This window comes from Caulobacter sp. DWR3-1-2 (assembly GCF_049896225.1).
GTDB lineage: Bacteria > Pseudomonadota > Alphaproteobacteria > Caulobacterales > Caulobacteraceae > Caulobacter.
In genome coordinates this window covers 380,994-405,908 of sequence record NZ_JAFCTW010000003.1, presented here as the reverse complement: position 1 = coordinate 405,908, position 24,915 = coordinate 380,994, and the positions used below count along the sequence as shown (strand labels likewise).

Sequence of the window (24,915 nt, the reverse complement as noted above, 5' to 3'; positions counted from 1 at the left end):
CTTGGGCCAGGCCCTGACCTATCGTGAAGGCGCCCGCCGCGAAGGCGTGGCGCTGCTGTCGAAGCTGTCGATCAGCGGGGGGCGACCGCCGCCAAGGCCGCGGCCGCCTGGCGCCAAGCCCTGATCTGTACCGATGTCGCCCCACGCAACGCTGGCCTATTCAGCGACTATCTCGCCGCCCATCCCGGCGACGCCGACATCGGTCGCAAATTGGCCGACGCCAATCGCCCGGTCTCGGCCAACGCCAAGCCGGCCGTTGATCCCAGCGCCAAGGGGCGAGCCGAGGGCTTCGCGGCGCTCCAGCGCAATGATCTGGCGGTGGCCGAGGCGCGTTTCTTGGCCGCGATCACCCGCCGGTCCAATGACGCCGACGCGCTGGGCGGCCTGGGCTTGGTGCGCCTGCGCGGTCAGCGCTTCGCGGAAGCCGCCGGCCTGCTCGAACGCGCCGCTCGCGCGAGCCCGGGCTCGGCAAGCCGCTGGAGGGAAGCCCTGACCAGCGCCAGATTCTATGCCGGCCTGCAACAGGGCCAGGCCGCCCTGAACCAGGGCCGCGCCGTCGAGGCCGGGCGGGCGCTGCGGCCGCTCACCGGTCCGGCCTATCCCGAGCGCGCCATGGCCCAGGGTTTGCTGGCCGAAGCCCTGCGCCGCCAGGGCGAGGCGGCGCAGGCCGAGACCGTCTATCGCCAGATCCTGGCCGTCGCGCCGGGTCAGGTTGAGGCGCAGCAGGGCTTGGTCCAGGCTCTGCTCGACCAGAACCGGTCTGGCGAAGCCGAGGCCCCGGCCGACCAGTCGCCTGCTTTCCAACTCGACGCCAGCGGCCAGAGCGCCGTGCGCGGTCGCCTGGACCACGACCGCGCCAACCGGTTATGGGCCAACGGCGACCTATCGGGGGCCAACACCGCGTTCGAGGCCGCCTTGGCCGCCGCGCCCGGCGATCCCTGGGTTCGTCTGGACTTCGCGCGCTTTCTGGCCGGACAGGGCGAGGCCGCCGCCGCCCAGGGATTGATGGCGCCCGTGGCCTCGAGCGCCAATCCCGAACACATCCAGGCCGCCGCCCTGTTCGCGGACCAACAAGGTCGTCCCGCGGACGCCCTGATGCTGATCAACCGCGTATCGCCCACCCAGGTCACCCCGGCGGTGGCCGCGCTGCGGTCGCGGCTGGAGATCGACGCGGCCATCCAGCAGGCTCAGCGCGGCGGCGGCGCTGGATATCTGCGCTCCGTGGCGACGCGTTCCGACCTGCCGGTCGAGACCAGCGGCCGGGTGGCCGTGGCGCTTTACGAGATGGGCGACGAGCAGACGGCGCTGGCCCTGGCCCAGGAAGCCCTGATGGCCGGCGTCACCGAGCCGCCCGCGAGCTATGACGGCATGGTCACGGTCCTGGCCCGCGCTGGTCGTGACGCCGAGGCCGCCGCCCTGATCCGCCAGGCCGCAGCACGGGCCGGCTCGACGCAACAGGGGATGCAGGGTGTCGCCGACCTGACCGCCACGCTCGGCGCCGAGCGGGCCGACCGTCTGCGCCAGGCCGGCGTCGCCTTTCCGTTCACGGGCCGCAACGGCCGGGGCGGGGAGGCCGCCGCGCCGCCGCCCGCGACGACCTATGCGCCGCCCCTCTATGCCGCGCAGAGCGAAGGCAACACATTCGCCCTGGCCCCGGCGGCCAGCGACCCCGTGGTCAGCGACATCGACCGGCAGATCGCCGAACTGACCGCCAGAACGGCCGTCGAGGTTTCCGGCTCCGCCAAGTTTCGCACCCGTTCGGGCGAGGCGGGTCTCGGCAAGCTTGACGAGCTATCGGCCACGGCCTCGGCCGCCACCTCGCTGGGCGGCGCGCGGTTCACGGCCTCCATCTCGCCGGTCAGCATCGACGCCGGCACGCCGGGCGGCAGCGCCGAGCAGCGGTTCGGCGCCAATCAGATCACCAATGCTCGCGCCATCGTCGGGGCCTATGCGCCGGTCTATCGAAGCGCCGGGACCCAGAGCGCCTCGGGCGCTGCGGTGAACCTGGGGGTCAAGGCCGGCGATTTCGCCGCCGACATCGGGACCTCGCCCCTTGGCTTTGGCAAGGTCGACGCGGCGGGGGGCGCCGCTTGGTCGCCGCGTCTTGGACCCTCTGGTCAGGCCAAGCTGTGGGTCGAGCGCCGCCCGGTGACCGACAGCGTCATCGCCTATACCGGAGCCCGCGACCCGGTGACCGGCGAGCGCTATGGCCGAGTCATGCGCAGCGGTGGCGGGGTCAGCCTGTCGTACGATGCCGGCCAGGCTTGGCTACCGCTCATGGCGGAGGTCCTGGCCGGACCTACGGCGCCTGGCTTAATGACCAGGGCAGCCTTGGCGCGGCGACCATTTGCCGCGATCCGCGCGCTCGGCCCCTGGTGTTCGAACACCGGGCTTAGGCTGGTGCGGATGATGGCGATCGCCTTGGGCGGCGGGGCGGGCGCCTGCGCGCGGCCCTCGGATGGCTGGGCGGCGTTCAAGGCCGCCTATGTCTTGCAAGACGGCCGCGTCGTGGATCCCGAGAACGGCGGCGTCAGCCACAGCGAGGGCCAGGGCTGGACCATGCTGCTGGCCGAGGCGCACGGCGACCGCCAGACCTTCGACCGCGCCTGGGGTTGGACCCAGGCCCACCTCGCGCGCGAGAAGGCCCCGCTGCTGGCCTGGTGATATGATCCGCGGGCGACCCCGGCGGTGGCCGACGAGAACAACGCCGCCGACGGGGATATCTTTGTCGCCTGGGCGCTGCTGCGGGCCGGCCGTCGCTGGCGCGAACCAGAATACCTGGCCGCCTCGGCCCGGCTGCGTGGCGCGGTGGCCGACCGGCTGGCCGTCGAGATCGGTGGCCGTACGGTGCTCCTGCCCGGCGAGGAAGGTTTTCGCGGCGCCGGCGGGGTGACGACCAACCCATCCTACTTCGTGCTGCCGGCCTTGCAGGACTTCGCCGAGGCCGACGGCGGCGGCGCGCCCTGGCGCAGCCTGATCGCAAGCGGCCTGATTCCGGCGCGTGACGGACGCTTCGGTTCGCACAACCTGGCACCCGACTGGCTGCTGGTCGGCGTCGATGGACAGATTTTTCCAGCCCCGGACAAGCCCCCGCTGTTCGAATTCGAGGCGATCAGGGTGCCGCTTTACATTGTTTGGGGTGGCGAGGACGCCCTGGCGGCGAGCGAGAAAACCTTTTGGCGCCAGGCGTTGCGGGCCGGCAAGCGTCCGCCGGCCTGGGTCAATTTGTCGAGCGGCCAAGTCGCCGAATTTACTATATCAAGCGGGGGTGCCGCCATCGCCGCCCTGGCCCTGAATGACACGAAGGTCCGGACCGTCGCGGGGGCGACACCGGATCACGCCTACTACGCCTCGGCCTTGACCCTGCTCGCCGATCTGGCGGCTCGGGAGACGGAGGAGCGGCGCCCTTAACCCCTGGGCCGTGCGATCGCGCGGCGGAGTGGTGTCATGCCCCGTGACATCAATCGTCTCTTTTCGATGATCAATCAGGCCGACCTGCCCTATCAGGTCTTCGAGGACCAGAAATGGGACGCGGTGCAGATCGCCGAGCCTGCGCTCGCGGTCAAAAGCCCGTCTTTTCCGACACCGGATCGTGCGGCCAACGAAGATGCGCGGCAGGCCCATGTCGGCCTGTTTCGCGCCTATAATGTCGAAGCGGCGCTGGTCGCTCCCCGCGGCACGCCGTTGGCCGGGATTTTCAACCGGATGAGCAAGCGTTAGCGCTTCTCTCGCTCTCTAGAGCATTTCCCGACCTGACTGCGTCAGGCCGTGAGCTCTAATCGTTTGTTTTGACGCATTTTTCTTCACGAGAACCGGAACCACTTCGCTCGAAAAATGCTCTAGCCACGACCGTCGCTCAGGAACTAAGCGCGGCTATCGGAACAGGTCTCCGCATTCCTTGTTGGGACGTCGGCAGGCAAATCCTCGTATTTGAAGGCGGAAACGGCGCGGGAAACGGCGCCGCGTCGCCGGATGGCCCGCTTTTGCGGCAAGTCCCATGGCCGCAGCGACCGGCGCTGCTTCCCTCCAGTATTACGATTGCGCAAACTCGTAATATGCGGAACCCTGGTCTCCAGCGAAATTCGAGGGAGACCGCTCATGAGCACCCTGTTCACCCGCAAGCGTTTCATCGCCGCCCTGGCGGTATCCTGCCTGGCCCTGGCCTCGTGCGGAAAGCCCGCCGAGAAGACCGCGACCCCAGCGACACCCGTCGCGACCGCCGCCAAGACCGACTACAAGATCGGCTGGACCATCTATGCCGGCTGGATGCCCTGGGCCTACGCTCAGCAGTCGGGCATCGTGAAGAAGTGGGCCGACAAGTACGGCGTGCAGATCGAGTTGGTGCAGATCAACGACTATGTCGAGTCGCTGAACCAGTTCTCGGCCGGCAAGCTGGACGGCGTCACCGCCACCAACATGGACGCCCTGACCGTGCCCGCCGCCGCCGGCAAGGACACCACCGTCCTGATGATCGGCGACTATTCCAACGGCAATGACGGGGTGATCCTGAAGAACGGAACGACCCTGGCCCAGATCAAGGATCGACCCGTCAACCTGGTCGAGCTGTCGGTCTCGCATTACCTGCTGGCCCGCGCCCTGGAGAAGGCCGGGCTGAAAATGGCCGACGTCAAGACGGTCAACACCTCCGACGCCGACATCGTCGGCGCCTATGGCGCGGCCGACACCAAGGCCCTGGTGACCTGGAACCCGCAGCTGTCGGAAGTAAAGAAGATGCCGGGCGCCACCGAGGTGTTCGACAGCTCCAAGATCCCCGGCGAGATCCTCGACGGCCTGATGGTCAGCACCGAGGCCTTGAAGGCCAATCCCAACCTGGGCAAGGCGCTGACCGGCATCTGGTACGAAGTCACGGCCCTGACCGTCGCCCAGACCCCTGAAGGCAAGGCGGCGCGCGAGGCGATGGCCAAGCTGTCGGGCTCCGACTTGGCCGGCTTCGAGAACCAGCTGAAGACCACCTACCTCTACGCCACGCCCCAGGCCGCCCTGGCCGCAACGGTCAGCCCAGACTTGATCACCGCCAACGACCGCGTCCGCAAGTTCAGCTTCAATATGGGGCTTTTTGGCCAGGGCGCGAAGTCGGTGGACGACATCGGCATCCGCTTCCCGGGCGGCAAGACCCTGGGCGACCCGGCCAATGTAAAGCTGCGCTTCGATCCGACCTATGTTCAGCAGGCCGCCGACGGCAAGCTGTAGACCTTTCAATCCGTCTCCCCGGGAAGACGGAAGTTAGGACGCCCCTTTTTCGAGACAGCCAAGGACCCAACCCCGCCCCATGCGCCGATTGTTGAACGTCAGACCAGGACGCGGCCTCGGCGTCCTGTTGGGCCTCGTGCCGCTACTGGCGGTGGCGCTGGTCTATCTGATGGCCTCCCAGGCCCGCCATGCCGAGAACCCACGCGACAAGCTGCTGCCCACCCCGACCGCCATGGTCGAGGCGGTGGAGTTGATGGCGAAGGTCGATCCCCTGACCGGGGACGCCCCGTTGGTGGTCGACACCGTGGCCAGTCTGCGCCGGATCGGGATCGCCCTGACGTTATCGACCGGTACGGCCCTGGTGCTGGGCCTCGGCCTGGGGCTGCTGCCCCTGTTGCGCGCCAAGTTCGGGCCGCTGGTGGCGGCCATCGCCGTGGTGCCCCCGATCGCCGTTCTGCCGATCCTGTTCATCGTCTTTGGCCTGGGCGAGACCGCGAAGATCGCCCTGATCGTCATCGGCATTACCCCGGTCATGGTCCGCGACCTCGCCGCCCAGGTCGCCGCCATCCCGGAAGAACAGCTGGTCAAGGCCCAGACCCTGGGCGCCAGCACCTGGCAACTGGCCCTGCGCGTGGCGCTGCCCCAGGCCATGCCGCGGCTGATCGACAGCCTGCGCCTATCGCTATGCCCGGCCTGGGTCTATCTGATCTCCGCCGAAGCCATCGCCGCCGATGTGGGCCTGGGTTACCGGATTTTCCTGGTCCGCCGCTATCTCTCCATGGACATCATCCTGCCCTACGTCGTCTGGATCTCGATTCTGGCGGTGCTGATGGACTGGGCGCTGCGCACCGCCAGCCGCCGGGTCTATCCGTGGGCGCATCCGGCGCGGAGCCGCTGAGATGGCCCTGCTGACCTTCCGCAATGTCTGGGTGGAGTACGGCGACAAGGTCGTGCTCGAAAATGTCGACCTGTCGATCGGGGAGGGCAGCTTCGTTTCCATCGTCGGTCCGTCCGGCGCGGGCAAGAGCACCTTCCTGCGCCTGGCCCTGGGCCAGGAGGCGCCGACCAAGGGCGCGATCGACCTTGACGGCCGCAAGCTGCGCGCCGAACCGGGACCGGATCGCGGCGTGGTGTTTCAGAAATATTCGGTGTTTCCCCACCTGAGCGCCCGGGACAATGTCGTGTTCGGCCTCGACTGCGCTGGCTCGCCGCTCCTTGGCCGCCTGTCGGGGGCCAAGCGTCGCGCCGCCCAGGAGCAGGCCGACGCCATGCTGGCCGCCGTTGGTCTTGGCGACAGTGGCGACGTCTATCCCGCCCAGCTCTCGGGCGGCATGCAGCAGCGCCTCGCCATCGCCCAGGCCCTGATCAAGAGACCGCGCATCCTGCTGCTCGATGAGCCGTTCGGCGCCCTCGACCCAGGCGTGCGCCTGGACATGCATGAGTTGATCACCGGCCTTTGGCGCGAGCACAGCCTGACGATCATGATGGTCACCCACGACATCAAGGAAGCCTTCAAGCTGGGCACCCGCGTCCTGGCCTTCGACAAGCGGCGGCGCGATCCTCAGGCCCCGCACCGCTACGGCTCGACGGCGGTCTATGACTTCCCGTTGGACAAGCCGGGTGCGGTGGGGCCTGAGGCGCTGGCGGGATTGGGGAAGTAAATCCTCCCCCTGTCGGGGAGGTGTCGGCGAAGCCGACGGAGGGGGGAGGGATAGGACGATCGCCGGGGTTGGACCAAGTCGACCCTAAAACTCCCCCCACCGATCGCTGCGCGATCGCCTCCCCCACGGGGGGAGGACTTAGGCCAGCGAAGCGATATAGGCTCGCCAGCCGCCCAGTTCGGTAATGTCGGTCGCGCCATTCAGCGCCCGCGGCTCCGCCACGAAACCCTTGACCGAGGTCCCGTCCTCCAGGGTCACTGTCCCGATGGCCAGGGGCGCCGGGACCTCGGCGACGAAGGACCCGAAAGCCTCAAAATCCAGTTCATAGACCTCTACCAGGATCGATGACCCTCCGTTCCCGACATGGATCAGGGCCGGCTTCGGCGGCGTCGTCTCGGCCATGGCGTAGAGCCTGTAGGCCTGCGCAGTCCTGGTGGCCGAGACCAGCCGGGCCTCGCGCGAGGTCAGCTGCCAGTGCAGGGGCATGCCGGCGAGGTGGGCGCCGACCACGGCCAGCTTCACGCCGGGCTTGCGCAGGGTCAGGTCGAGCGGGGGCGTGTCGGCCATGGGGAAGGTCTCCAGGTAGCGCTCGGCCAGGGCCAGCAGCGCGCGGTCGGCGAAGGCCGGTCCGATCAGGGTGACGCCAAAGCCCGTCCCGTTCTCACGGAAGCCGGCGGGGACGGCCAGGGCGCTCATGTCGAGCAGGTTCACGAAATTGGTGTAGAGGCCGAGATTGGCGTTCAGCGCGATCGGCTCGGCCAGCACTTCCTTCAGGCGGTAGACGGTCGGGGCGGTGGGCAGCAGGAGCACCTCGACCGCGTCCCAGATCGGCTCGGCGGCGCGGCGATGGGCTTCCAGGGCGTAAAGGCCGTTGAAGGTCTCGACGCCGCTGACCGAGAGCCCGCCCTGGACGATGGTGCGCACCGTCGGATGGATCGCGCCGGGCTTGTCGCGCAGCAGGCCCTCGACGGCGGCGGTGCGTTCGGCGACCCAGGGGCCGCTGTAGAGCAGCTTGGCGCAGTCCAGCAGCGGAGCGATGTCGATCTCGATGGGCGCGCCGCCGGCGGCGGTGAAGCGGGCGATCGCGGCGGCGTAGAGGGCGGCGGACTGCTCGTCGCCCATGAAGAGGCGTTGGTCTTGCTTAGGAACGCCGAAGGCGAACCCCCTCCTGCCCTCCGGGCCACCTCCCCCAGAGGGGGAGGATCTAGGTTGTGCGCCCGCCAGATGCTCTCCCCCTGGGGGAGCTGTCGCGGAGCGACCAAGCGTGCCTGCCGGCGCCCGCCGAGAATAGTCATCCCCGACGTCGAACGCCGTCAGCACCTCGTCGACCAACGCCGCGCCCGCCAGGTCGGCGGTGAACACGCTGACGCAGTCCAGCGACCGGCAGGCCGGAACGACGCCCCGCGTGCTCCACCGGCCTTTGCTGGGCTTGAGCCCGATCAGGTGATTGAAGGCGGCCGGCACGCGGCCCGACCCGGCGGTGTCGGTGCCGAGCGAGAAAGCGACCAAGCCGGCCGCGACGGCGACGGCCGAACCGGAGCTCGAGCCGCCGCTGACATAGTCTTGGTTGAACACACACAGCGGCGCGCCGTAGGGGCTGCGGGCCCCGACCAGGCCAGTGGCGAACTGGTCGAGGTTGGTCTTGCCGATCAGCACGGCGCCGGCCGCGACCAGCCGCTCGACCACGGTCGCCGAGCGGTCCGGCGCGTAGGCGAAGGCCGGGCAGGCGGCGCTGGTTGGCAAGCCGCCGACGTCGATATTGTCCTTCACAGCGAAGGGGACGCCGGCCAGGGGCAAACTTTCGCCTGCGGCGATCCGGGCCTCGACGGCGCGAGCCTGGGCTAGAACGGTTTCTGTCGGCAGGCGCAGGATCCAGACTTGCGGCTGAATCAAGTCATAGGCGGCGGCCGCGTCGAGCGCCGCTTGGGCGATCGCGATCGCGCTGGCTCCGGCGTTGACCGCGTCAGCGATCGCGACGACGGACAGGCGCTGAAAGTCGCTCATGCCGCCGCTTCCAGATCGGGCGCGATGGCGACGATCGGTGCGCCGGCGGCGATGGCCCGGGCGGGCTGAGCATAGACGGCGGTGACGACGCCGGCCGTGGGACTGTTGACGTCCACCTCGGCCTTCATCGCCTCGATCACGGCGATCACCGCTCCGGCCTCGACCCGCTGCCCGGGCGCGACCAGCACCTTCCAGACATTACCGCCGAGTGGGGCCTCGACCAGGTCGCTGCCGTCCGGCGCCGTGACGGCCACCGCGTCGCCGGCGTCGTCGCTCACACTGGACAGGGCCTCGACCCGCGCGAACTCGCCCTTGGCCTCCCAGTCGGCGCGCTCGGCGTCGAAGGCGGCCTGGCGGGTGGCCTGGAAGCTGGCGATGCTGTCCGCGTTCTCGGCCAGCATCTTGCGGTAGTCGGACAGGCGGAAGGTCTCTTCCTCAATGCGGATCTGGCGACGGCCCAGCGGGAAGTCGCGACGCCACTCGGCCAGTTCCTCGGCGCTGACCGGGAAGAAACGGATCTGGTCGAAGAACCGCAGCAGCCACGGCTTGCCGTCGGTGAAGGCTTCGGTCTGCCGCCAGGTGTTCCAGACCTGGATGGTGCGCCCGAACAGCTGGTAGCCGCCTGGACCCTCCATGCCGTAGATGCACATATAGGCCCCGCCGATCCCGACGACATTGGGCGGGGTCCAGGTGCGGGCCGGGTTGTACTTGGTGGTCACCAGGCGATGGCGCGGATCGACCGGGGTGGCGACCGGCGCGCCCAAATAGACGTCGCCCAGACCCATCACCAGGTAGCGGGCGTCGAAAACGATGCGCTGGACATCGTCAATGCTGGCCAAGCCATTGACGCGGCGGATGAACTCGATGTTGTCGGGGCACCAGGGCGCGTCGTCCCGGACGGCCTGCATGTACTTGTCGATGGTCTGTCTGATGGCCGGGTCGTTCCAGCTCAGAGGCAGGTGGACCACGCGTGAGGGGATCTCGAAGTCATCCAGCCCCCCCAGCCGCTCCTCGACCGCGACCAGGGCGGCCAGCAGGTCGGCCTGGGTCAGGCGGCGGCTGTCATAGTGGACCTGCAACGAGCGGATGCCGGGGGTCAGGTCGATGACGCCGGGCAGGGCTAGGCTCTGGAGTTCCAGCAGCAGGGCGTGGATGCGCAGCCGCAGCTCTAGGTCCAGCACGATGGGGCCGTACTCGATCAACAGATGTTGGTCGCCCTGGCGGCGGTAGAGGACGCGGGGCCGGTGGCCTTGTTCGGGCAGCTCCCGAAGAACAGGGTCTCCCCCCTCCGTCGGCTGCGCCGACACATCCCCCACGGGAGGAGGACTTTCGTTCAACGCCTCCCCTTGTGGGGGAGGTGGCCCGCAGGGCCGGTGGCGGGAGTCGTTGAGCGTTTCGAGCAAGGTCTCCTGCTCGGCCAAAGCCAAGGCCGCCGCCGCATCATTCACCACCTCGAACCGCACCGTATCGCCTGGCGCAAGCTGTCCAGCCTTCCACAGGTCCGCCTGGATGATCACGAACGGACAGACGAACCCGCCCAGCGACGGCCCATCGGGCCCCAAAATGATCGGCATGTCGCCGGTGAAGTCGATGGCGCCGATGGCATAGGCGTTGTCATGGATGTTGGATGGATGCAGCCCGGCTTCGCCGCCGTCGCGCCTCGCCCATTGCGGCTTGGGTCCGATCAACCTCACGCCGGTGCGGTTGGAGTTGTAGTGGACCTTCCAGTCCGTGCCGCCGATCATCGCCACGTCGGCCGGCGTGAAGAAGTCCGGCGCGCCGTGCGGGCCGGGCAGGACGCGGATGGTCCAGGCCTTGGTCGGGACGGGGCGCAGGGACGATGGCAGGGATGAGGTCGGGGACACGCCCATGGGCGTGTCCCCGTCAGCCAAGCGCAGGACGTCGCCGGCCGTCAGGCTTCGGCCGGCATGGCCGCCGAAGCCACCCAGGGTGAAAGTCGAGCGACTGCCCAGATAGGTCGGCACGTCCAACCCGCCCTGGAACAGCAGGTAACCGCGCAGGCCAGCGCCGACCACGCGGCCGATCTTCAGGGTCTGGCCCGGCGCCACAGCGAAGGACGCGTAGGCTGGGGCCGGTTCGCCATCGAGCTTGGCGTCGAACGCGGCGCCCGTCAGGCAGAGGACCGCCGGGCGGTTGAACTTCAGGGTCGGGCCGAGGGCGGTGATCTCCAACCCGGCGGCGAGTTCGCCATTGCCCAGCAGCCGGTTGCCCAGCCGGAAGGCGAGGGCGTCCATCGGGCCGGACGGCGGGACGCCCACGTCCCAGTAGCCCTGGCGGCCAGGCCAGTCCTGGACGGTGGTGGCCGGCCCGCCGCTGAGCACCTGAATGGTGTCGGGCGCCCAGACTATGCCCTCGAGGGCACGGGTCGAGACCTCGCCGCTGACGAAAGCTTCGGAGCGGACGACGGTGCGCAGCCAGTGCAGATTGGTCTCGATGCCGGCCAGGCGCGTCTCGTCCAGCGCCGACTGCAAGGCCGCCACGGCAGCGGGGCGGTCTTCTGCCGTGACGATCAGCTTGGCCAGCAGCGGGTCGTAGAAGGCGCTGACCTCGGTTCCGTCCACCACCCAGCCGTCGGAGCGGACCCCGTCCGGGAACGACACTTCCGTCAGCACGCCGGAGCTGGGGCGATAGTCCTGGGCCGGGTCCTCCGCATAGAGCCGGACCTGGATCGACGCGCCCTTCGGCTCGGGCGGCGGGCCGTCGAGGAAGCTGAAGTCGCCGGTCGCGCCGCGCACCATCCACTCGACAAGGTCGACGCCCGTCACCTGCTCGGTGACTCCATGCTCGACCTGTAGCCGGGTGTTGACCTCCAGAAAGAAGAAGTCGTCGCGTTCGGCGTCGTACAGAAACTCCACCGTGCCGGCAGAGCGATAGTCCGCCGCCGAGGCCAGGCGCACGGCGGCGTCCAGCAGGGCGGCGCGGGTGGCGGCGGGCAGGCCGGGAGCGGGGGTTTCCTCGACGACCTTCTGGTTGCGCCGCTGCAGCGAGCAGTCGCGCTCGCCGAGGGCCATGACCTTGCCTGCCCCGTCGCCGAACACCTGGACCTCGACGTGGCGAGCCTGGCGGACATAGCGTTCGAGAAACACTCCGCCATCGCTGAAATTGCCGGTCGCCAGGCGCTGGACGGCGGCGAAGGCCTCGGCCACCGCCTCGGCCGTCTCGCAGACCCGCATGCCGATGCCGCCGCCGCCGGCCGTGGCCTTCAGGATTACGGGGAAGCCGATGCGCTCGGCGGCTTCCAGGGCGGCGGCTGGATCGACCAGCAGGTCGGTGCCGGGCGCCAGCGGCACGCCGTGGGCCTGGGCCAGGTCGCGGGCCGTGTGCTTGAGGCCGAAGGCGCGGATGTTGGCGGGCGTAGGGCCGATGAAGGCGACGCCCGCCGCCTCACAAGCCTGGGCGAAGTCGGCGTTCTCGCTGAGGAAGCCGTAGCCCGGGTGAATGGCCTGGGCGCCCGCTGCCTTGGCCGCCGCGAGGATCAGGTCGCCCCGCAGGTAGCTCTCGGCGGCCGGGGCCGGACCGATCCGCACGGCCTCGTCCGCGAGACTGACATGCAGCGAGCCGGCGTCGGCGTCGCTGAACACCGCTACGGACTTCACGCCCATGGCTTTCAGGGTGCGGATGATCCGGCAGGCGATGGCGCCCCGGTTTGCGATCAGGACCTTGTGGAAAGGAATCTTGTCGAGCATGGGCGCGGCTATTCCGAAACGATCATGCGCACGGGCGTCGGATTGAAGCCGTTGCAGGGGTTGTTGATCTGCGGGCAGTTGGAGACCACCACCACCACGTCCATCTCGGCCCGCAGATCGACATAGAGTCCGGGGGCCGAGATGCCGTCGACGATGCCCAGGGCCCCGTCGGCCTCGACGGGCACGTTCATGAACCAGTTGACGTTGCTGACCATGTCGCGCTTGCCGCGGCCGTGGCGGGCGTTGGCGATCAGGAAGTTCTCGACGCAGGCGTGCTGGGCCTTGGTGTGGTGGCCGTAGCGCAGGGTATTGCTCTCGCAGGAACAGGCCCCGCCGATAGTGTCGTGATAGGCTACGGCCGTTGCGGTAATGGTCATCATCGCCGCGCCCTCGTTGGACAGCAGCACCGAGCCCTCGCGCAGGAAGACGTTGCCCTGGGCGGCGACGGTGTCCTGGGCGCTGTAGCGTTCGGCGTCGTCGGCGGCGCTATAGGCCAGGAAATCGACGGCCTGATTGCCCTCAAGATCGACGATCCGCAGGGTCTGGCCGGCCGTGATCGTGTGCAGCCACGGGGCGCGGGCGGCGACGACTTCGTCGTGGACGATGTTTCCCAGGGGCGGGGCAGAGAGGGTCATGGCGCTCACCGGCTGAAATAGTCTTCGACGTTGAGAAAGGCCCTCAGGCCCTCCGGCGTCGCGTTTCGGATCCTGTCGGATTCAGGGGTGATGGGCCCGCGCCAGGCGGTGGCCCGCAGCGGTGTGACGACATAGTCTGGACGCGGATCAAGCACGTGCGGGCAGTTGGCGACCACGACGATCAAGTCCATCTCGGCGCGCAGGGTGACGAACCGGCCGGGCGGGTAGGGGCCGATGTCGATCAGCGTGTCGCCGCCCTGGGCGATGCGCACGGCCTTGAACAGGTTCAGGCAGGGATGGATGTCCTTGCGCCCCAGGCCGAACTTGGCGACGCCCAGCGACAAGCGGTCGCGGGCGTTGGGATGGGCGCCGTGATTGAAGCCGTCGCCATACCTCCGCGCGTTGCTCGCCTGGTTCGAAGCCCCGCAGAAGGCGTCGTGCGTTTCGGCGGTGTCCTCCACCAGGCTGGCCAGCACCCGGCCCATGTCGGACAGCAACAACCGGCCTTGGCCGAGGTAGCCGTTCCACTGGACCTTCAGGGTGTCGGCGATATTGAGTCGCTCGACCGGACGCTCGGCGTTGAACAGCAGCAGGGACGCGCTGGCGTCGCCGGCCAGGTCGGTCAGGCGGAGGCGGGTTCCGCGGGCGATCTGCCGACTGGCGTAGCCGCCGGGGGCGATGGTTTCGTCCCAGACCACCTCGGCCGACGCCACGCCGTCCGGCAGGTCGGTCGCCGCCTTGGCCGGCACCGTCGGCATCGCTTCGGCGCGGGTTCCGGCCTGGGCGCGGGCATGGGCCTGGGCGGCGTAGGGATCGGCGGTGTTCAGGTCGCTCATCCGGCCACTCCGTCGTGGTCGCCATGGGCGTGCAGCGGCGGTAGCAGGGCGGTGGTGGTGACCAGCTTGATCTGTTGCACGCCGCGCACCTTGCGCAGGTCGTCGCACAGTTGCTGCAGGCGCTCGAACGGCCCCTGGACCAGCAGCACCTCCATGGCCTGATCGTCCTCGAGGAAGACGTTCTGGGCCGAGATCACCTCTTTCACATAGCCCAGCTGGGTCTGGGCTAGGGCGTGTCGCACGCGACCGCTCTCGGCGCGGTAGATCAAGGTGATTGTCCCGGCCAGCACGGCGTCGGAGCGCGCGCCGCTGTGCTCGGCCAACTCATGGCGGATCAGCTCGGCGATCATCTGCGAACGACTGGGCAGGCCGCGCTCGGCGACCATGGCGTCCAGTTGGTCCAGCAGTTCGGCCGGCAAGCTGACGCTCAGGCGCGCCAGGGTGGAGGAGGGCATATCCATGCCCTCCAGCTAGATCGAGTATTACGTAAATCGCAATACGTAATATCAAACTTTCACGAGCTTGCCGCGCCCTGCCCGAAAATTGCGCTAGGCGTTGCGGGCGCTGACGCCGATCACCACCGAGGCCGGCTTGAGGCCAGGCGCGCTGGCGACGACGCGAAGCTGCCCCGGTTCGCGTTGCGTGCGGACGATCGCTTGGCACAGGCCGTTGAAGGCCTTGCGCTGGCTGGCGACGTCCGGCTCGTGGCTGGCGGGATTGCCGTTGCCAACCCCAATCACCTGGCCGGGGCCTGTCACCGTGAAGGTGACCGAGTCGTCGGCGCGAGGCGCGGGACGCCCCTTGGCGTCGAGCACCTCGACCTTGAGGATCGCCACGTCCTGGCCGTCGGCGGTCAGGCGCGAGCGGTCGGTCGTAAAGCGCAGGGCGGCGGCCGGGCCAGCCGTTTCGCGGCGTTCGCGCAAGATGACCTTGCCGGCCTTGTAGCCATGGGCCTCGATCACGCCAGGCGCGTAGAGGACCGACCACTCGACGTGGTGATTGGGGACGACGTCGCGAACGCCCTGGCTCTTGCCGTTGAGAAACAGCTCGACCTTGTCGCAATTGCTGTGGGCCCAGACGGCGATCGGCTGGCCCTCGCGGCCTTCCCAGTTCCAGTGCGGCAGCAGGTGCAGCAGCGGCTCGGGCCGCCACCAGGCGCGGTAGTAGTAGTAATTGTCCTTTGGGAAGCCGCAGGTGTCGAGCGCGCCGAAATGCGAGCTGATGCTCGGCCACCTGTTGAAAGGCGTCGGCTCGCCGCGATAGTCAAACCCGGTCCAGATAAAGCCGCCGGCCATCCACGGGCGGTCGGCCGCGTGGCTCCACCACAGTTCGGCGGTGGTGGCCCACCACGGGTGCTCGGTGTCGTAGGCGGGTACATAGAGCTTGGCGTCATCGCGGGCGTATTGGCCGCGCGTGGCGACGGTGCTGGCGCTCTCGGTGCCGATGATCGGCACGTTCGGGAACTTCGCGTGGAAGTCGTCCATCTTCTCGTGGCGATAGTTGAAGCCCTGGACGTCAATCACCGCGCTGATGCCTTCGCCAAACCCCGAGTCCATGGCCGCGATGACCAGGCGGGACGGATCCAGGCGATTGACCAGGCGCTTCATGGTCGTCGCCACCTTGGCCCCGCGCGCCGTGCCCTGCTGAGGCTCCTCATTACCGATCGACCACAGGATGACGCTGGGGTGGTTGCGGTCGCGGCGGACCAGCCGTTCGAGCTCGTCCATCGACGTGGGATCGCTGGACATCCGGCGCGCTTCGTCAATGACAAGCATGCCCAGGTGGTCGCAGGCGTCCAGCAACTCGGGCGTCGGCGGATTGTGCGCGGCGCGGTAGGCGTTGCAGCCCATGCTTTTCAACTGTTCCAGCCGCCAGACCTGCAGGGCGTCAGGGATCGCAGCGCCCACGCCGGCGTGGTCCTGGTGATTGCAGGTTCCCTTCAGCTTCACAGACTGGCCGTTGAGCAGAAAGCCCTTGTCGGCGTCAAAGGCGATGGAGCGGACGCCAAACCGCGTGACGAACCGATCGACCACGGCAGCGCCGACCTTGACCTCGGTCAGCAAGCTGTAGAGGTGGGGAGTCTCCAGCGACCACAGAACCGGGCTGGCGATGTGGGCGGTCTGCGACAGCGACTGGCGCTCCCAGCCCGGCAGGCGACCCTGAGCGGCGGTCAGCGCCAGCACCGGCTTGCCCTGAGCGTCGACCACGCTCTGCACGAGCTCGTACTCGGCAGGCGCGGCGCCCTCGTTGATGAGATCTGTGTCGATCGACAGAGTCCCGTCGATCTTGGCGCGTACGAACACGCCCCACTGCGGCACGTGGACCGCGGCGGTCTTGACCAGCCAGACGTGACGATAGAGGCCCGCGCCCTCGTAGAACCAGCCCTCGCCGATCGAGGCGTCGACCCGAACCACCAGGCTGTTGTCTCCGCCGAGATTGGCGATGTCGGTGACGTCGACACGGAAAGGACTGTAGCCGCTGTCCTCGTGGCTCAGCACGTAGCCGTTGACGATGACCAGGGCATCGCGGAACGCTCCGTCAAACTCGATCGACAATCGCTTGCCGGCGTCGGTGGCGGGCAGGGCGAAGGTCTTGCGGTACCAGCCGACGCTGGTCTCGGGAAATTCGCGGCCCAGAGGCTTGTAGCCATGGGCGGCGCGAAGGTCCTCGTCGTCGGGCTTGCCGGACGGGACGAACGCGGGGTTGTCGACGAACGGCAACTCCACGCCCCAGTCGTGGGGCAGGGTGACCGGCGTCCAGGCGCTGGCGTCGAACTTAGGATCGGAAAGCTGGCTGACCTGCCAGTTGGCGGCGGTCGCGCCGGCCTTGGCATAGGTTCTCTGGTTGGCGCCGTAGCCGAAGTCGCGGGCCGGATCCTGGGCATGCCCCAGCTTGAAGCGCCAGTCGAAGTCGAGCGAGCGACGCTCGCGGGGCGAAAGGTCGATGGCGGGCTGTGCGGGCGTCGAAGGCGTGGCGGCGTTCGCGGACGACGCGGCGGCCAGGGTGGTCACGCCCACGGTGGCGACCAGGGCATCACGTCGGCTGAAATCGACCATCGGGTTTCTCACGCGAAAGGCAAAAAAAGGGGAGGAAGCGAGAAGCTTCCTCCCCAGTCGCAGGATCATCGGGGAGGCGTGATGAATCCCAGAGCTAAAAGTCCAAAGATCTAGAACTTCACCGTCACATCGGCGAGGAAGCGGCGGCCGTAGACGTCGTAACGGCCGATCCGGTTGGGATCGTTGTCGCGGTACATACGCAGGGCCTCGTTGGTCAGGTTGTTGACCTGGAAGCGCACGCCGATGTGGTCATTGATCTGGTACGACGAGCTGAAGTCGAGCGTCTTCTCGGTCTCCAGGGTCTGCAGGTCCGCGCCGCTCCAGCCGTAAATCACCGTCATCGGGCTGTGATACTTGTAGCCCAGTCGCGCCTCGAGCGGGCCGTGGGCGTACCACAGGTCGACCGTGGCGGTGTTCTTGGCCAGGCCCGTCATGTCGAGGGGATTGTTGGCTGGCGAGAACTCCTTCAGGTCGGAGTCGACGTAAGCGTAGTTCGAATAGATCCCGAAATTGGCCAGCGGGCCGGGCAGGAAGAAGAACGGCGTCTGGAAGGTCAGTTCCAGGCCCTGGATATAGCCGCCGCCGCCGTTGGTCGGGCTGGCGACGGCGTAGGTGATGCCGTTATAGACGACCGGGGTCTGCTTCCAGCCGATATAGGAGCTGACGTCCTTGTAGTAGTAGGACGCGGCGATCAGAGCCTCCGGACGGAAGTACCATTCAGCCGAGGCGTCCAGCTGAACGGCCTCGAACGGGTCGAGCTTGGGGTTGCCGGCGCTGCCGGTATAGGGCGACCAAGTGGTCAAGGTGCGGCTGGCGCGAAGTTCGTCCAGCGGCGGGCGGGCGATGACCTTGGCCAGGCCCAGGCGCAACACCTTGCCATCACCGAAGTCGAACTTGGCGTTCGCCGACGGAAGGAAGTCAGTGTGCCGGCTGCCCACCACCACGGACGCGACCGCGCCCGTGGTGTCGGCTCGGAAGCCGGTGCTTTCGGATTCGGTGCGAACCACGCGGGCGCCGATGTTGCCGGTCAGCCAGGCGCCGCCGACGCTGTCGCCCGCGAAGTTCAGCTTGCCATAGCCCTCATAGACCTTCTCGTGGACGCTCCAGTCCTCGGCGGGCTTGTCGGCGGCGCGACTGAACGCGTTGGCGCCGTAGGCGATGGCCGCGATCTTGTCGATGTCGCCGGTCAGTATGGCCGGGAGGTTCGCGCCCTTGCCGATCGTATATGCGGTGAACAGATTGGCCGGCACGGTCACGCCAGTCGGCGCGGGCGAATAGCCCGCCGCCCCGTGTTCCTTGGTGCGATCCGAGGCGCGGACGCCGAACTGCACGCTCTTGAACGGAACGCCTTCCAGCTGGCGGGTGAAGTCGAGAGCGGCGGCCTTTAGTTCATCGTTCAGATGCTCGGGCCCGTCATGCGAACCGTACTGGTTGGCGTACTGCGCGAGGCTGATGGTGGGGGCGCTGGTGGTGATGGTCGGGGTCTGGCCGGCCCGGGTGTCGAAGGTGGTCCAGTCTGGATAAGCCTCGACCCGCACGCCCTTCCAGGAATTGGTGCGTTCGGCCTTGGAATAGGAGACGTCGCCGGCCATGGTCCATTGGTCGTTGGTCCATTTGCCGTTGAGGCCGCCAGCCAGCAGGTCCTTGTCCTCGGTATAGTGCGACAGCACGGTGGTCACCGAGCTGTAGGGCAGGCGAGCGGCGACCACGGTGTTGTTGATCAGGGTGTAGGACGCGCCGGGCGCGGTGTAGTCGCCCCGGTTGCCGTTGTTCCAGTTGCCCCAGTTGTTGCGGCCCCAGACGGTCTGGTCCTGAAGTTCGGAAATCTTGATCTTCGAATAGAGGACGTCGCCCTTCAGCTCGAACTGGTCGGTCGGCCGCCATTGCAGGCCGCCCGAGACGCCGGTGCGCTTCTGGTCGATGCGGCTGGCCGACTCTTGCGCGCCCCACGGGGTGGCGTCCAGCTTGCCGTCGCCGTTCAGGTCGCCGCTGTAATCGCTGGCGCCGGCTGGCGGGCGGGCGATCGAGTCGTTGTAGCCCCAGCCCGTGAACGAGCCGTAGCCGTTCTTCTGCCGCTGGCTGGTCAGGCCCAGCACGATAGCCAGATCGTCGTTGAATTTGTGCACCAACGAGCCGCTGCCCCGGTAGCCGGTGGTGCCGTAGTTCGGGATGTCCTTGCCGCCGTCATAATAGACCGGGCCGGCGCGTAGCACGAATTCGGGGCCCTTGTAGTCGAGCGGGGCGATCGTATCGATGTTGATGGTGGCGGCCACGCCGCCGGCGATCAGGTCGGCCGACTGCGACTTGTAGACCTGCACGCCCGAGACGACCTCCGACGGATAGATTTCCCAGCGCACGTTGCGGTCCGGCTCGGACGAGGCGACTTCGCGGTTGTTGATCGTGCCGAGCACCAGGCGAGCGCCCAGGCCGCGCACGACGGCCTGGCTGTCATTGCCGCGGTCGCGGGTGGCGTTGACGCCGGGCAGGCGGGCGATGGACTCGGCGATGGTGACGTCTGGCAGCACGCCAATGTCCTTGGCCGAGATGGCCTCGACCACCTTGTCCGAGCCCTGTTTCACCGCCAGGGCGTCGCGCATGCTCTTGCGAACGCCGGTGACGACGATTTCGTCGACCTGAGCGGCGTTGGCTGGCGCGGGAGCGGTTTGCGCGTAGGCGCTGGCGGCGGCCATCATGGCCATGCCGCTGACAGCGGCGAGCAACTTGTAGTGAGACATCGGTGGTTCCCCCGTGTGGCGACGGCGCCGCGTTCCGTGACGCGGCTGCTCTCTCGTTCTGATGCGAATGGATCGGTCCAGCGCTGAAAGTCCGCCGGTTCAGTTGGGTGCGGGATTCGCACCGAAATTCTCCGCGCTTCTGCCGAGCGCTCCTCGACCGGTGTCTTCTTCCAGTCGAGAATTTCTATTTATCATATCAATCACACATGACAAGCCTCGAACGTTTTGGGGCGATGCTATCGCGCTGAACGGCAAGAAAGTCGCTGAAAACGTGGGCCGTTAGGGCAGCGGAACGACGGCGGCGCGTTGCCCGATGGCGGCGGCGACGGCGGGTGAATCGGCGACCTCGTCTGACGCCTCCGCCGTGGCCACGGTCACCGCAGCGCCCGGCATCAGGTGGGTGCGATAGACGAAGGCGTCGCCCTCGCGTGTCATGGGCCTGGGTCCAACGCCGCCCAGGAAGTCGCCGTCAATGAAGGCGGCGTCCGTGGTCGCCTTGGTCTTGAAGGTCACCTCGACGGGAAGGACATAGGCGGTCTTGAGCCAGTCGGCGCCCTCCAGGGCCTGGCCCTTGAAGTCGAACAGCGCCGCGTTCTCCCAGTTGGAGCCCTTGCCCCAGCGGGTGCCGCAGGTCTTGGTCGAGAGCCAGGACGGCTCCCAGTAGAAGACCCCCGTGCCGCCGCTCGCCAGAACCAGCTGGGTCAGGTCGATCAGGTATTTTTTCTGGCCCGCCGGGGTGGCCGGATAGCCGGCGATGAGCGAGTCTTCGCCCAGCAGATTGGGCGAGCTGTCGGCGTTGGCGGTGGTGAACGGGTAGGCGGTCTCCACCACCAGCACGTCGGCGGCATAGGTATTGCGCAGGCGGTTGATGGTCTGGCCCAGTTGCGCCATCGAGCGCTTGGACCACTTGCTGTAGTAGCTGATCCCAATGATGTCGAAATCGCTGACCCCGGCCTTGGCGGCGGCGGCGAACCAGGGCTCGACGTTCTCGGGTTGGGCGATGTGCAGCATCACGCGCGGCTTGATCTTGCTCTCAGCGCCCGCGTCGCGCACGGCCTTGATCCCGGCGTTGAACAGCAGGGCGTTGCGGTCCCAGTGGATCGGCTCCTTGGCCTTGGCCAGGCTGGAGACGATCTCGCCATTGGTCTCGTTTCCCACCTGCACCAGTTCGGGCATCAGGCCTTCGCGGTCCAGTTCCGTCAGGGTGTCATGGGTAAAGGCGTACAACGCCTTGGTCTGGTCCTGCGTCGATAGCTTGGCCCACGCCTTCGGGGCCAGCTGCTTTTCACCATCGGCCCAGTCGTCGGAATAGTGGAAGTCGAGCAGCACCTGCAGGCCGGCCCGCTTGGCGCGGCGGATGCTGCGCTTGACGTCGGCGAGGTTGGAATACTTGGTCCAGTCCGGGTCGTTCCAGATACGAATCCGCGCCACGTTGGCGCCCGCCGCCTTGAAGAACTGGTATTGATCGACCGGCTTGCCACCGGACCGATAGACCGCGCCGCAGTCGTCCATTTCGTTGGCGTAGGAGATATCGACGCCCAGATAGATCGGGGGCTCGGCGGCTTGCGCGACGCCAAGGGTCAGCAAGCTAGCCGCCAGGGCAACGGTTATACAGTGGCCCGGGTGTCGCATGTCTATCCCCCTCAATACCGCGGCTCACGCCGGAACTGGCGGACACTCATCGCATTGATATTATAAATCAAGAGGGGTTTTGGTGGCTTAGGGTCTTTCGGCGCCGTTAATAAAGGCGTCGGTGCGCAAGTGGCGGGCTGAATCGGCAAGAGGCTCGGCGCGCCGCGCTATGCGCTCCCGCAGGGCTCGGGAGGAACCTACGCCAACCGCATGCGCGTGCTCGTGATCGATCCAGACCCCGCCAGAGCCGCCCTGGTCGCTGAAGGACTGCGGGGCGTGGACCCTTTGGAGGTCCGCAAGGCGGCGACTTATGACGAGACGGAAGTGGCGGCCTTCGCACCGGACGTCGTGGTGATCGCCTCCGACAGCCCTGATCGCGACACGCTCGACAGTCTCCGTGAAATCAGCCCCAGCAGTCAGCGCGCGGTTGTGATGTTCGTCGACCGATCCGAGCCAGGTTTGGCCGAGCAGGCCGTTCGGGCCGGCGTCGCGGCCTATATCGTCGATGGGTTGTCTCCTGCCCGGGTGCGGCCGATCCTCGACGTCGCCATGAGCCGTTTCGCCCTGATCCAGCAGTTGCGCGGCGACCTGGCCAAGGCCAAGGCCGACCTTGAGTCGCGCAAGACGGTAGAGCGGGCCAAGGGCCTGCTGATGAAGGAGCGTGGCCTGGACGAGGACGGCGCCTATCGCTTGCTGCGCAAGCTGGCCATGGATCGCGGCAAGCCGATCGGCTCGGTGGCCGCCGACCTGCTGGCCTTCGCCGGCGTGCTGAAGGGGGACGCGTCGTGAGCGGGCTGGCCGACCTGACGCTGGGCTTCATCCCGCTGACCGATTGCGCGCCGCTGGTGGTGGCCAAAAGTCTGGGCCTGTTCGCCCAAGAGGGGCTGGAGGTCTCGCTCAGCCGTGAAGCCTCGTGGGCGACGATCCGCGACAAGGTGACGGTCGGCGCGCTCGACGGCGCCCACATGCTGGCGCCGATGGCCTTGGCCTCGGGACTGGCCAGCGACGGCTCGGGGGCGCCGATGCTGGCGCCCCTGGCCCTGAACCTGAACGGCAGCGCCATCACCGTCTCGCTCGGCCTGGCCGCCGCCATGCGTGCGCTGGATCCCGAGGGCATGGCGGCGGAGATCATCACCGCCCGTCCGCTGGCTCGCTTGGTTGAGCAGCGCAAGGAGCATGGCGCGCCGCCACTGATTTTCGCGGTGGTCTTCCCCCATTCGATGCACAATTACGCCCTGCGCTACTGGCTGGCGCAAGCGGGCGTCGATCCTGATCGCGAAGTTCGACTGGTGGTGACGCCGCCGCCCCGCATGGTCGATCATCTCCAGTCCGGCGGCATCGACGGCTTCTGCGTCGGCGCGCCGTGGAACGCGGTGGCGATGAGCCAAGGGGTCGGCGAGATGCTGATCAAGGCCTCGACGTTCTGGCCGGGCGGGCCTGACAAGGTGTTCGGCCTTACGCAGGCCTGGGCCGAGCGTCATCCCGGCGAACTGCGCGCCGCCTTACGGGCCTTGCTGCGCGCCGCAGCCTGGTGTGACGAGCCTGGCAATCACGCCGAACTGGTGGCGCTGCTGTCGCGTCCCGAGCACGTCGGCGCCGAGCCCGAGGTCGTGGCGCGAGCTCTGCGGCAGGAGATCGTCTTCCATCGCGGGGCTGCGGGCCTGCCCCGCCGAGAGCACGCCCTGTGGTTCCTGTCGCAGATGGTGCGCTGGGCTCAGGTCGCCGACGACCTTGATCTCGCAGCCGTCGCCGACCGGGTCTATCGCCCGGACCTGTTTCGCGAGGCGGCCTTGTCGATCGGGCCGATCCTGGGCCCGGCTCAGGCGTTCGAGGACGGCGCGGCGTCAGTTCCGGCGGCGCTGTTCGACGGGGTTAGCTTCGACCCCGGTGATGCCCGTGGCTATGCCGCCGGGTTTGCGATCAGCCGAGCCCGCGCCTAGGCGATCGTCCGCTCGGGCGCAGCTCGCCCCAAAGAATTGCTCATGCTTGAAGCATCGATGCTGTCCGTTTGCTGAGCAACCGCGCGATGCAGGCCTATCGACACCGCGACGCGGCATGGCGCGTGACAACGCCGGCCCCTCGACACTCCACTAGCATCAGGCCTCCGGACAACGAAGTTCGTGGCTGCCAGAGACGACCGCTCGGATGCGGCCACCCGCCCGAGGCGTTCGCGCCTCGCTCTCGCAGACACGCAACATCCGAGGCGCATCATGCTCTCCCGTGATTTCCTGAAGGCCGGCCATGCGCCGACCCTGTTCGCCGCGTTCCTGTATTTTGACCTGAGCTTCATGGTCTGGGTGATCCTGGGCCCGCTGGGCGTGGCCATCGCCAAGGACTTCCATCTCGACCCCGCCCAGAAGGGCCTGATGGTCGCCATCCCGGTTCTGGCGGGGGCGGTGCTGCGCCTGGTCAACGGCGTGCTGGTCGATCGGATCGGTCCCAAGAAGACCGGGATGATCAGCCAGTTGATCGTGCTGACCGGCCTCGTCGCAGCGTGGCTGCTGGGCATTCATAACTACCACCAGGTCTTGGCCCTGGGCGTCGTGCTCGGCGTGGCCGGCGCTTCGTTCGCCGTGGCCCTGCCGCTGGCCTCGCGCTGGTATCCGCAAGAATATCAGGGGCTGGCCCTGGGCATCGCCGGGGCCGGCAACTCCGGCACAGCCCTGGCCGCCCTGTTCGCGCCGCTGTTGGCCAAGGCCTTTGGCTGGCAGAACGTGATCGGCCTGGCCGCCATCCCGCTCGCCGTCGCCTTTGTCGTCTACATGCTGCTGGCCAAGGACGCTCCCGAGCAACCTGCCCCCAAGACCCTGCCCGAATATATGGAAGTGCTGAAGGTTCCGGACGCCTGGTGGCTGATGCTGCTCTACGCGGTGACCTTTGGCGGCTTCGTCGGCCTGGCCTCGTCCCTGACCATCTATTTCAACTCGGAATATGGGCTGACCCCGGTGATCGCCGGCTTCTTCACCGCCGCCTGCGTGTTCGCCGGCTCGTTCATCCGTCCGGTCGGCGGGGCCCTGGCCGACCGCTTCGGCGGGGTGCGAACCCTGACCATTGTCTTCGCCTTGGCCGCCGTCGGCCTGGCGGCCGCCAGCTTCCAGATGCCCTCGGCTTGGATCGCCTTGGCCGTGCTGATGTTCTCGATGCTGGCCCTGGGCGCCGGCAATGGCGCGGTGTTCCAGCTGGCGCCGCAGCGGTTCCGCAAGGAAATCGGGGTGATGACCGGGCTGATCGGCATGACCGGCGGCATCGGCGGCTTCTACCTCGCCTCGACGCTGGGCATGGCCAAGAAGCTGACCGGCTCCTATCAGCTCGGCTTCCTCGGTTTCGCGGCCCTGGCGGTGTTCGCGCTCTTCGCCCTGCTCGGTCTCAAGGCGCGCTGGCGCTTGGTTTGGCCGACACTGCACGGCGCCGACGCCCGTCCGATCCGTGTCTGATCCC

General features: G+C 67.9%; 15 protein-coding genes and 1 pseudogene. 8 read left to right on the top strand and 8 right to left on the bottom strand.

Annotated features, from left to right (window positions below; genetic code table 11):
* Positions 1 to 210 precede the first annotated feature (210 nt).
* From ACP696_RS06410 to ACP696_RS06390, 5 genes and pseudogenes are all read left to right on the top strand, one after another.
* A pseudogene (locus tag ACP696_RS06410) lies at positions 211 to 3,411 on the top strand (glycosyl hydrolase family 8).
* A 36-nt stretch (positions 3,412 to 3,447) separates the two neighbouring features.
* Entirely contained in the window at positions 3,448 to 3,720 is a 273-nt protein-coding gene (locus tag ACP696_RS06405) for a hypothetical protein (protein ID WP_426012249.1), read from the top strand.
* A gap of 378 nt (positions 3,721 to 4,098) precedes the next feature.
* Positions 4,099 to 5,211 (top strand): putative urea ABC transporter substrate-binding protein, encoded by a 1,113-nt coding sequence (locus ACP696_RS06400; protein ID WP_426043572.1) that lies wholly within the window; start codon positions 4,099 to 4,101, stop codon positions 5,209 to 5,211.
* A 79-nt stretch (positions 5,212 to 5,290) separates the two neighbouring features.
* Entirely contained in the window at positions 5,291 to 6,109 is an 819-nt protein-coding gene (locus ACP696_RS06395; RefSeq protein ID WP_426043571.1) for an ABC transporter permease, read from the top strand.
* 1 nt (position 6,110) lies between these two features.
* Positions 6,111 to 6,872: an ABC transporter ATP-binding protein gene (locus tag ACP696_RS06390; RefSeq protein ID WP_426043570.1), complete on the top strand. Its 762-nt coding sequence runs from the start codon at positions 6,111 to 6,113 to the stop codon at positions 6,870 to 6,872.
* Between the two features lie 138 nt (positions 6,873 to 7,010).
* On the opposite strand, the gene ACP696_RS06385 is transcribed toward ACP696_RS06390, so the two are convergent.
* From ACP696_RS06385 to ACP696_RS06350, 8 genes are all read right to left on the bottom strand, one after another.
* A complete protein-coding gene (locus tag ACP696_RS06385) occupies positions 7,011 to 8,876 on the bottom strand; it encodes an allophanate hydrolase (RefSeq protein ID WP_426043569.1) in 1,866 nt (621 codons plus the stop codon).
* On the bottom strand, positions 8,873 to 12,583 hold the full coding sequence (uca, locus tag ACP696_RS06380) for an urea carboxylase (protein WP_426012242.1): 3,711 nt from the start codon (positions 12,581 to 12,583) through the stop codon (positions 8,873 to 8,875). The genes ACP696_RS06385 and uca overlap by 4 nt, the downstream gene beginning before the upstream one ends.
* Before the next feature lie 8 nt (positions 12,584 to 12,591).
* On the bottom strand, positions 12,592 to 13,218 hold the full coding sequence (locus tag ACP696_RS06375) for an urea amidolyase associated protein UAAP2 (RefSeq protein ID WP_426012241.1): 627 nt from the start codon (positions 13,216 to 13,218) through the stop codon (positions 12,592 to 12,594).
* 5 nt (positions 13,219 to 13,223) lie between these two features.
* Complete coding sequence (locus ACP696_RS06370; protein ID WP_426012240.1) at positions 13,224 to 14,054, bottom strand: urea amidolyase associated protein UAAP1; 831 nt, start codon at positions 14,052 to 14,054, stop codon at positions 13,224 to 13,226.
* Positions 14,051 to 14,515: a CopG family ribbon-helix-helix protein gene (locus ACP696_RS06365; RefSeq protein WP_426012238.1), complete on the bottom strand. Its 465-nt coding sequence runs from the start codon at positions 14,513 to 14,515 to the stop codon at positions 14,051 to 14,053. Before ACP696_RS06365 ends, ACP696_RS06370 begins: the two co-directional genes overlap by 4 nt.
* Positions 14,516 to 14,602: 87 nt before the next feature.
* A complete protein-coding gene (galA, locus tag ACP696_RS06360; protein ID WP_426012236.1) occupies positions 14,603 to 17,110 on the bottom strand; it encodes a beta-galactosidase GalA in 2,508 nt (835 codons plus the stop codon).
* A gap of 110 nt (positions 17,111 to 17,220) precedes the next feature.
* Positions 17,221 to 19,845 carry a TonB-dependent receptor gene (locus ACP696_RS06355; RefSeq protein WP_426012234.1) on the bottom strand — a complete coding sequence of 875 codons (2,625 nt, stop codon included), beginning with the start codon at positions 19,843 to 19,845 and terminating at the stop codon, positions 17,221 to 17,223.
* A 279-nt stretch (positions 19,846 to 20,124) separates the two neighbouring features.
* Positions 20,125 to 21,432: a glycoside hydrolase family 53 protein gene (locus ACP696_RS06350; protein ID WP_426043568.1), complete on the bottom strand. Its 1,308-nt coding sequence runs from the start codon at positions 21,430 to 21,432 to the stop codon at positions 20,125 to 20,127.
* A gap of 255 nt (positions 21,433 to 21,687) precedes the next feature.
* Between ACP696_RS06350 and ACP696_RS06345 the strand changes: the two genes are divergently transcribed.
* The 3 genes from ACP696_RS06345 (at position 21,688) to ACP696_RS06335 (ending at position 24,911) form a co-directional block, all read left to right on the top strand.
* Complete coding sequence (locus ACP696_RS06345; protein WP_426012230.1) at positions 21,688 to 22,266, top strand: ANTAR domain-containing response regulator; 579 nt, start codon at positions 21,688 to 21,690, stop codon at positions 22,264 to 22,266.
* Positions 22,263 to 23,417 (top strand): CmpA/NrtA family ABC transporter substrate-binding protein, encoded by a 1,155-nt coding sequence (locus ACP696_RS06340; RefSeq protein WP_426043567.1) that lies wholly within the window; start codon positions 22,263 to 22,265, stop codon positions 23,415 to 23,417. Before ACP696_RS06345 ends, ACP696_RS06340 begins: the two co-directional genes overlap by 4 nt.
* Before the next feature lie 270 nt (positions 23,418 to 23,687).
* Positions 23,688 to 24,911, top strand: a complete 1,224-nt coding sequence (locus ACP696_RS06335) for a nitrate/nitrite transporter (protein WP_426012226.1) — start codon at positions 23,688 to 23,690, stop codon at positions 24,909 to 24,911.
* Positions 24,912 to 24,915 lie beyond the last annotated feature (4 nt).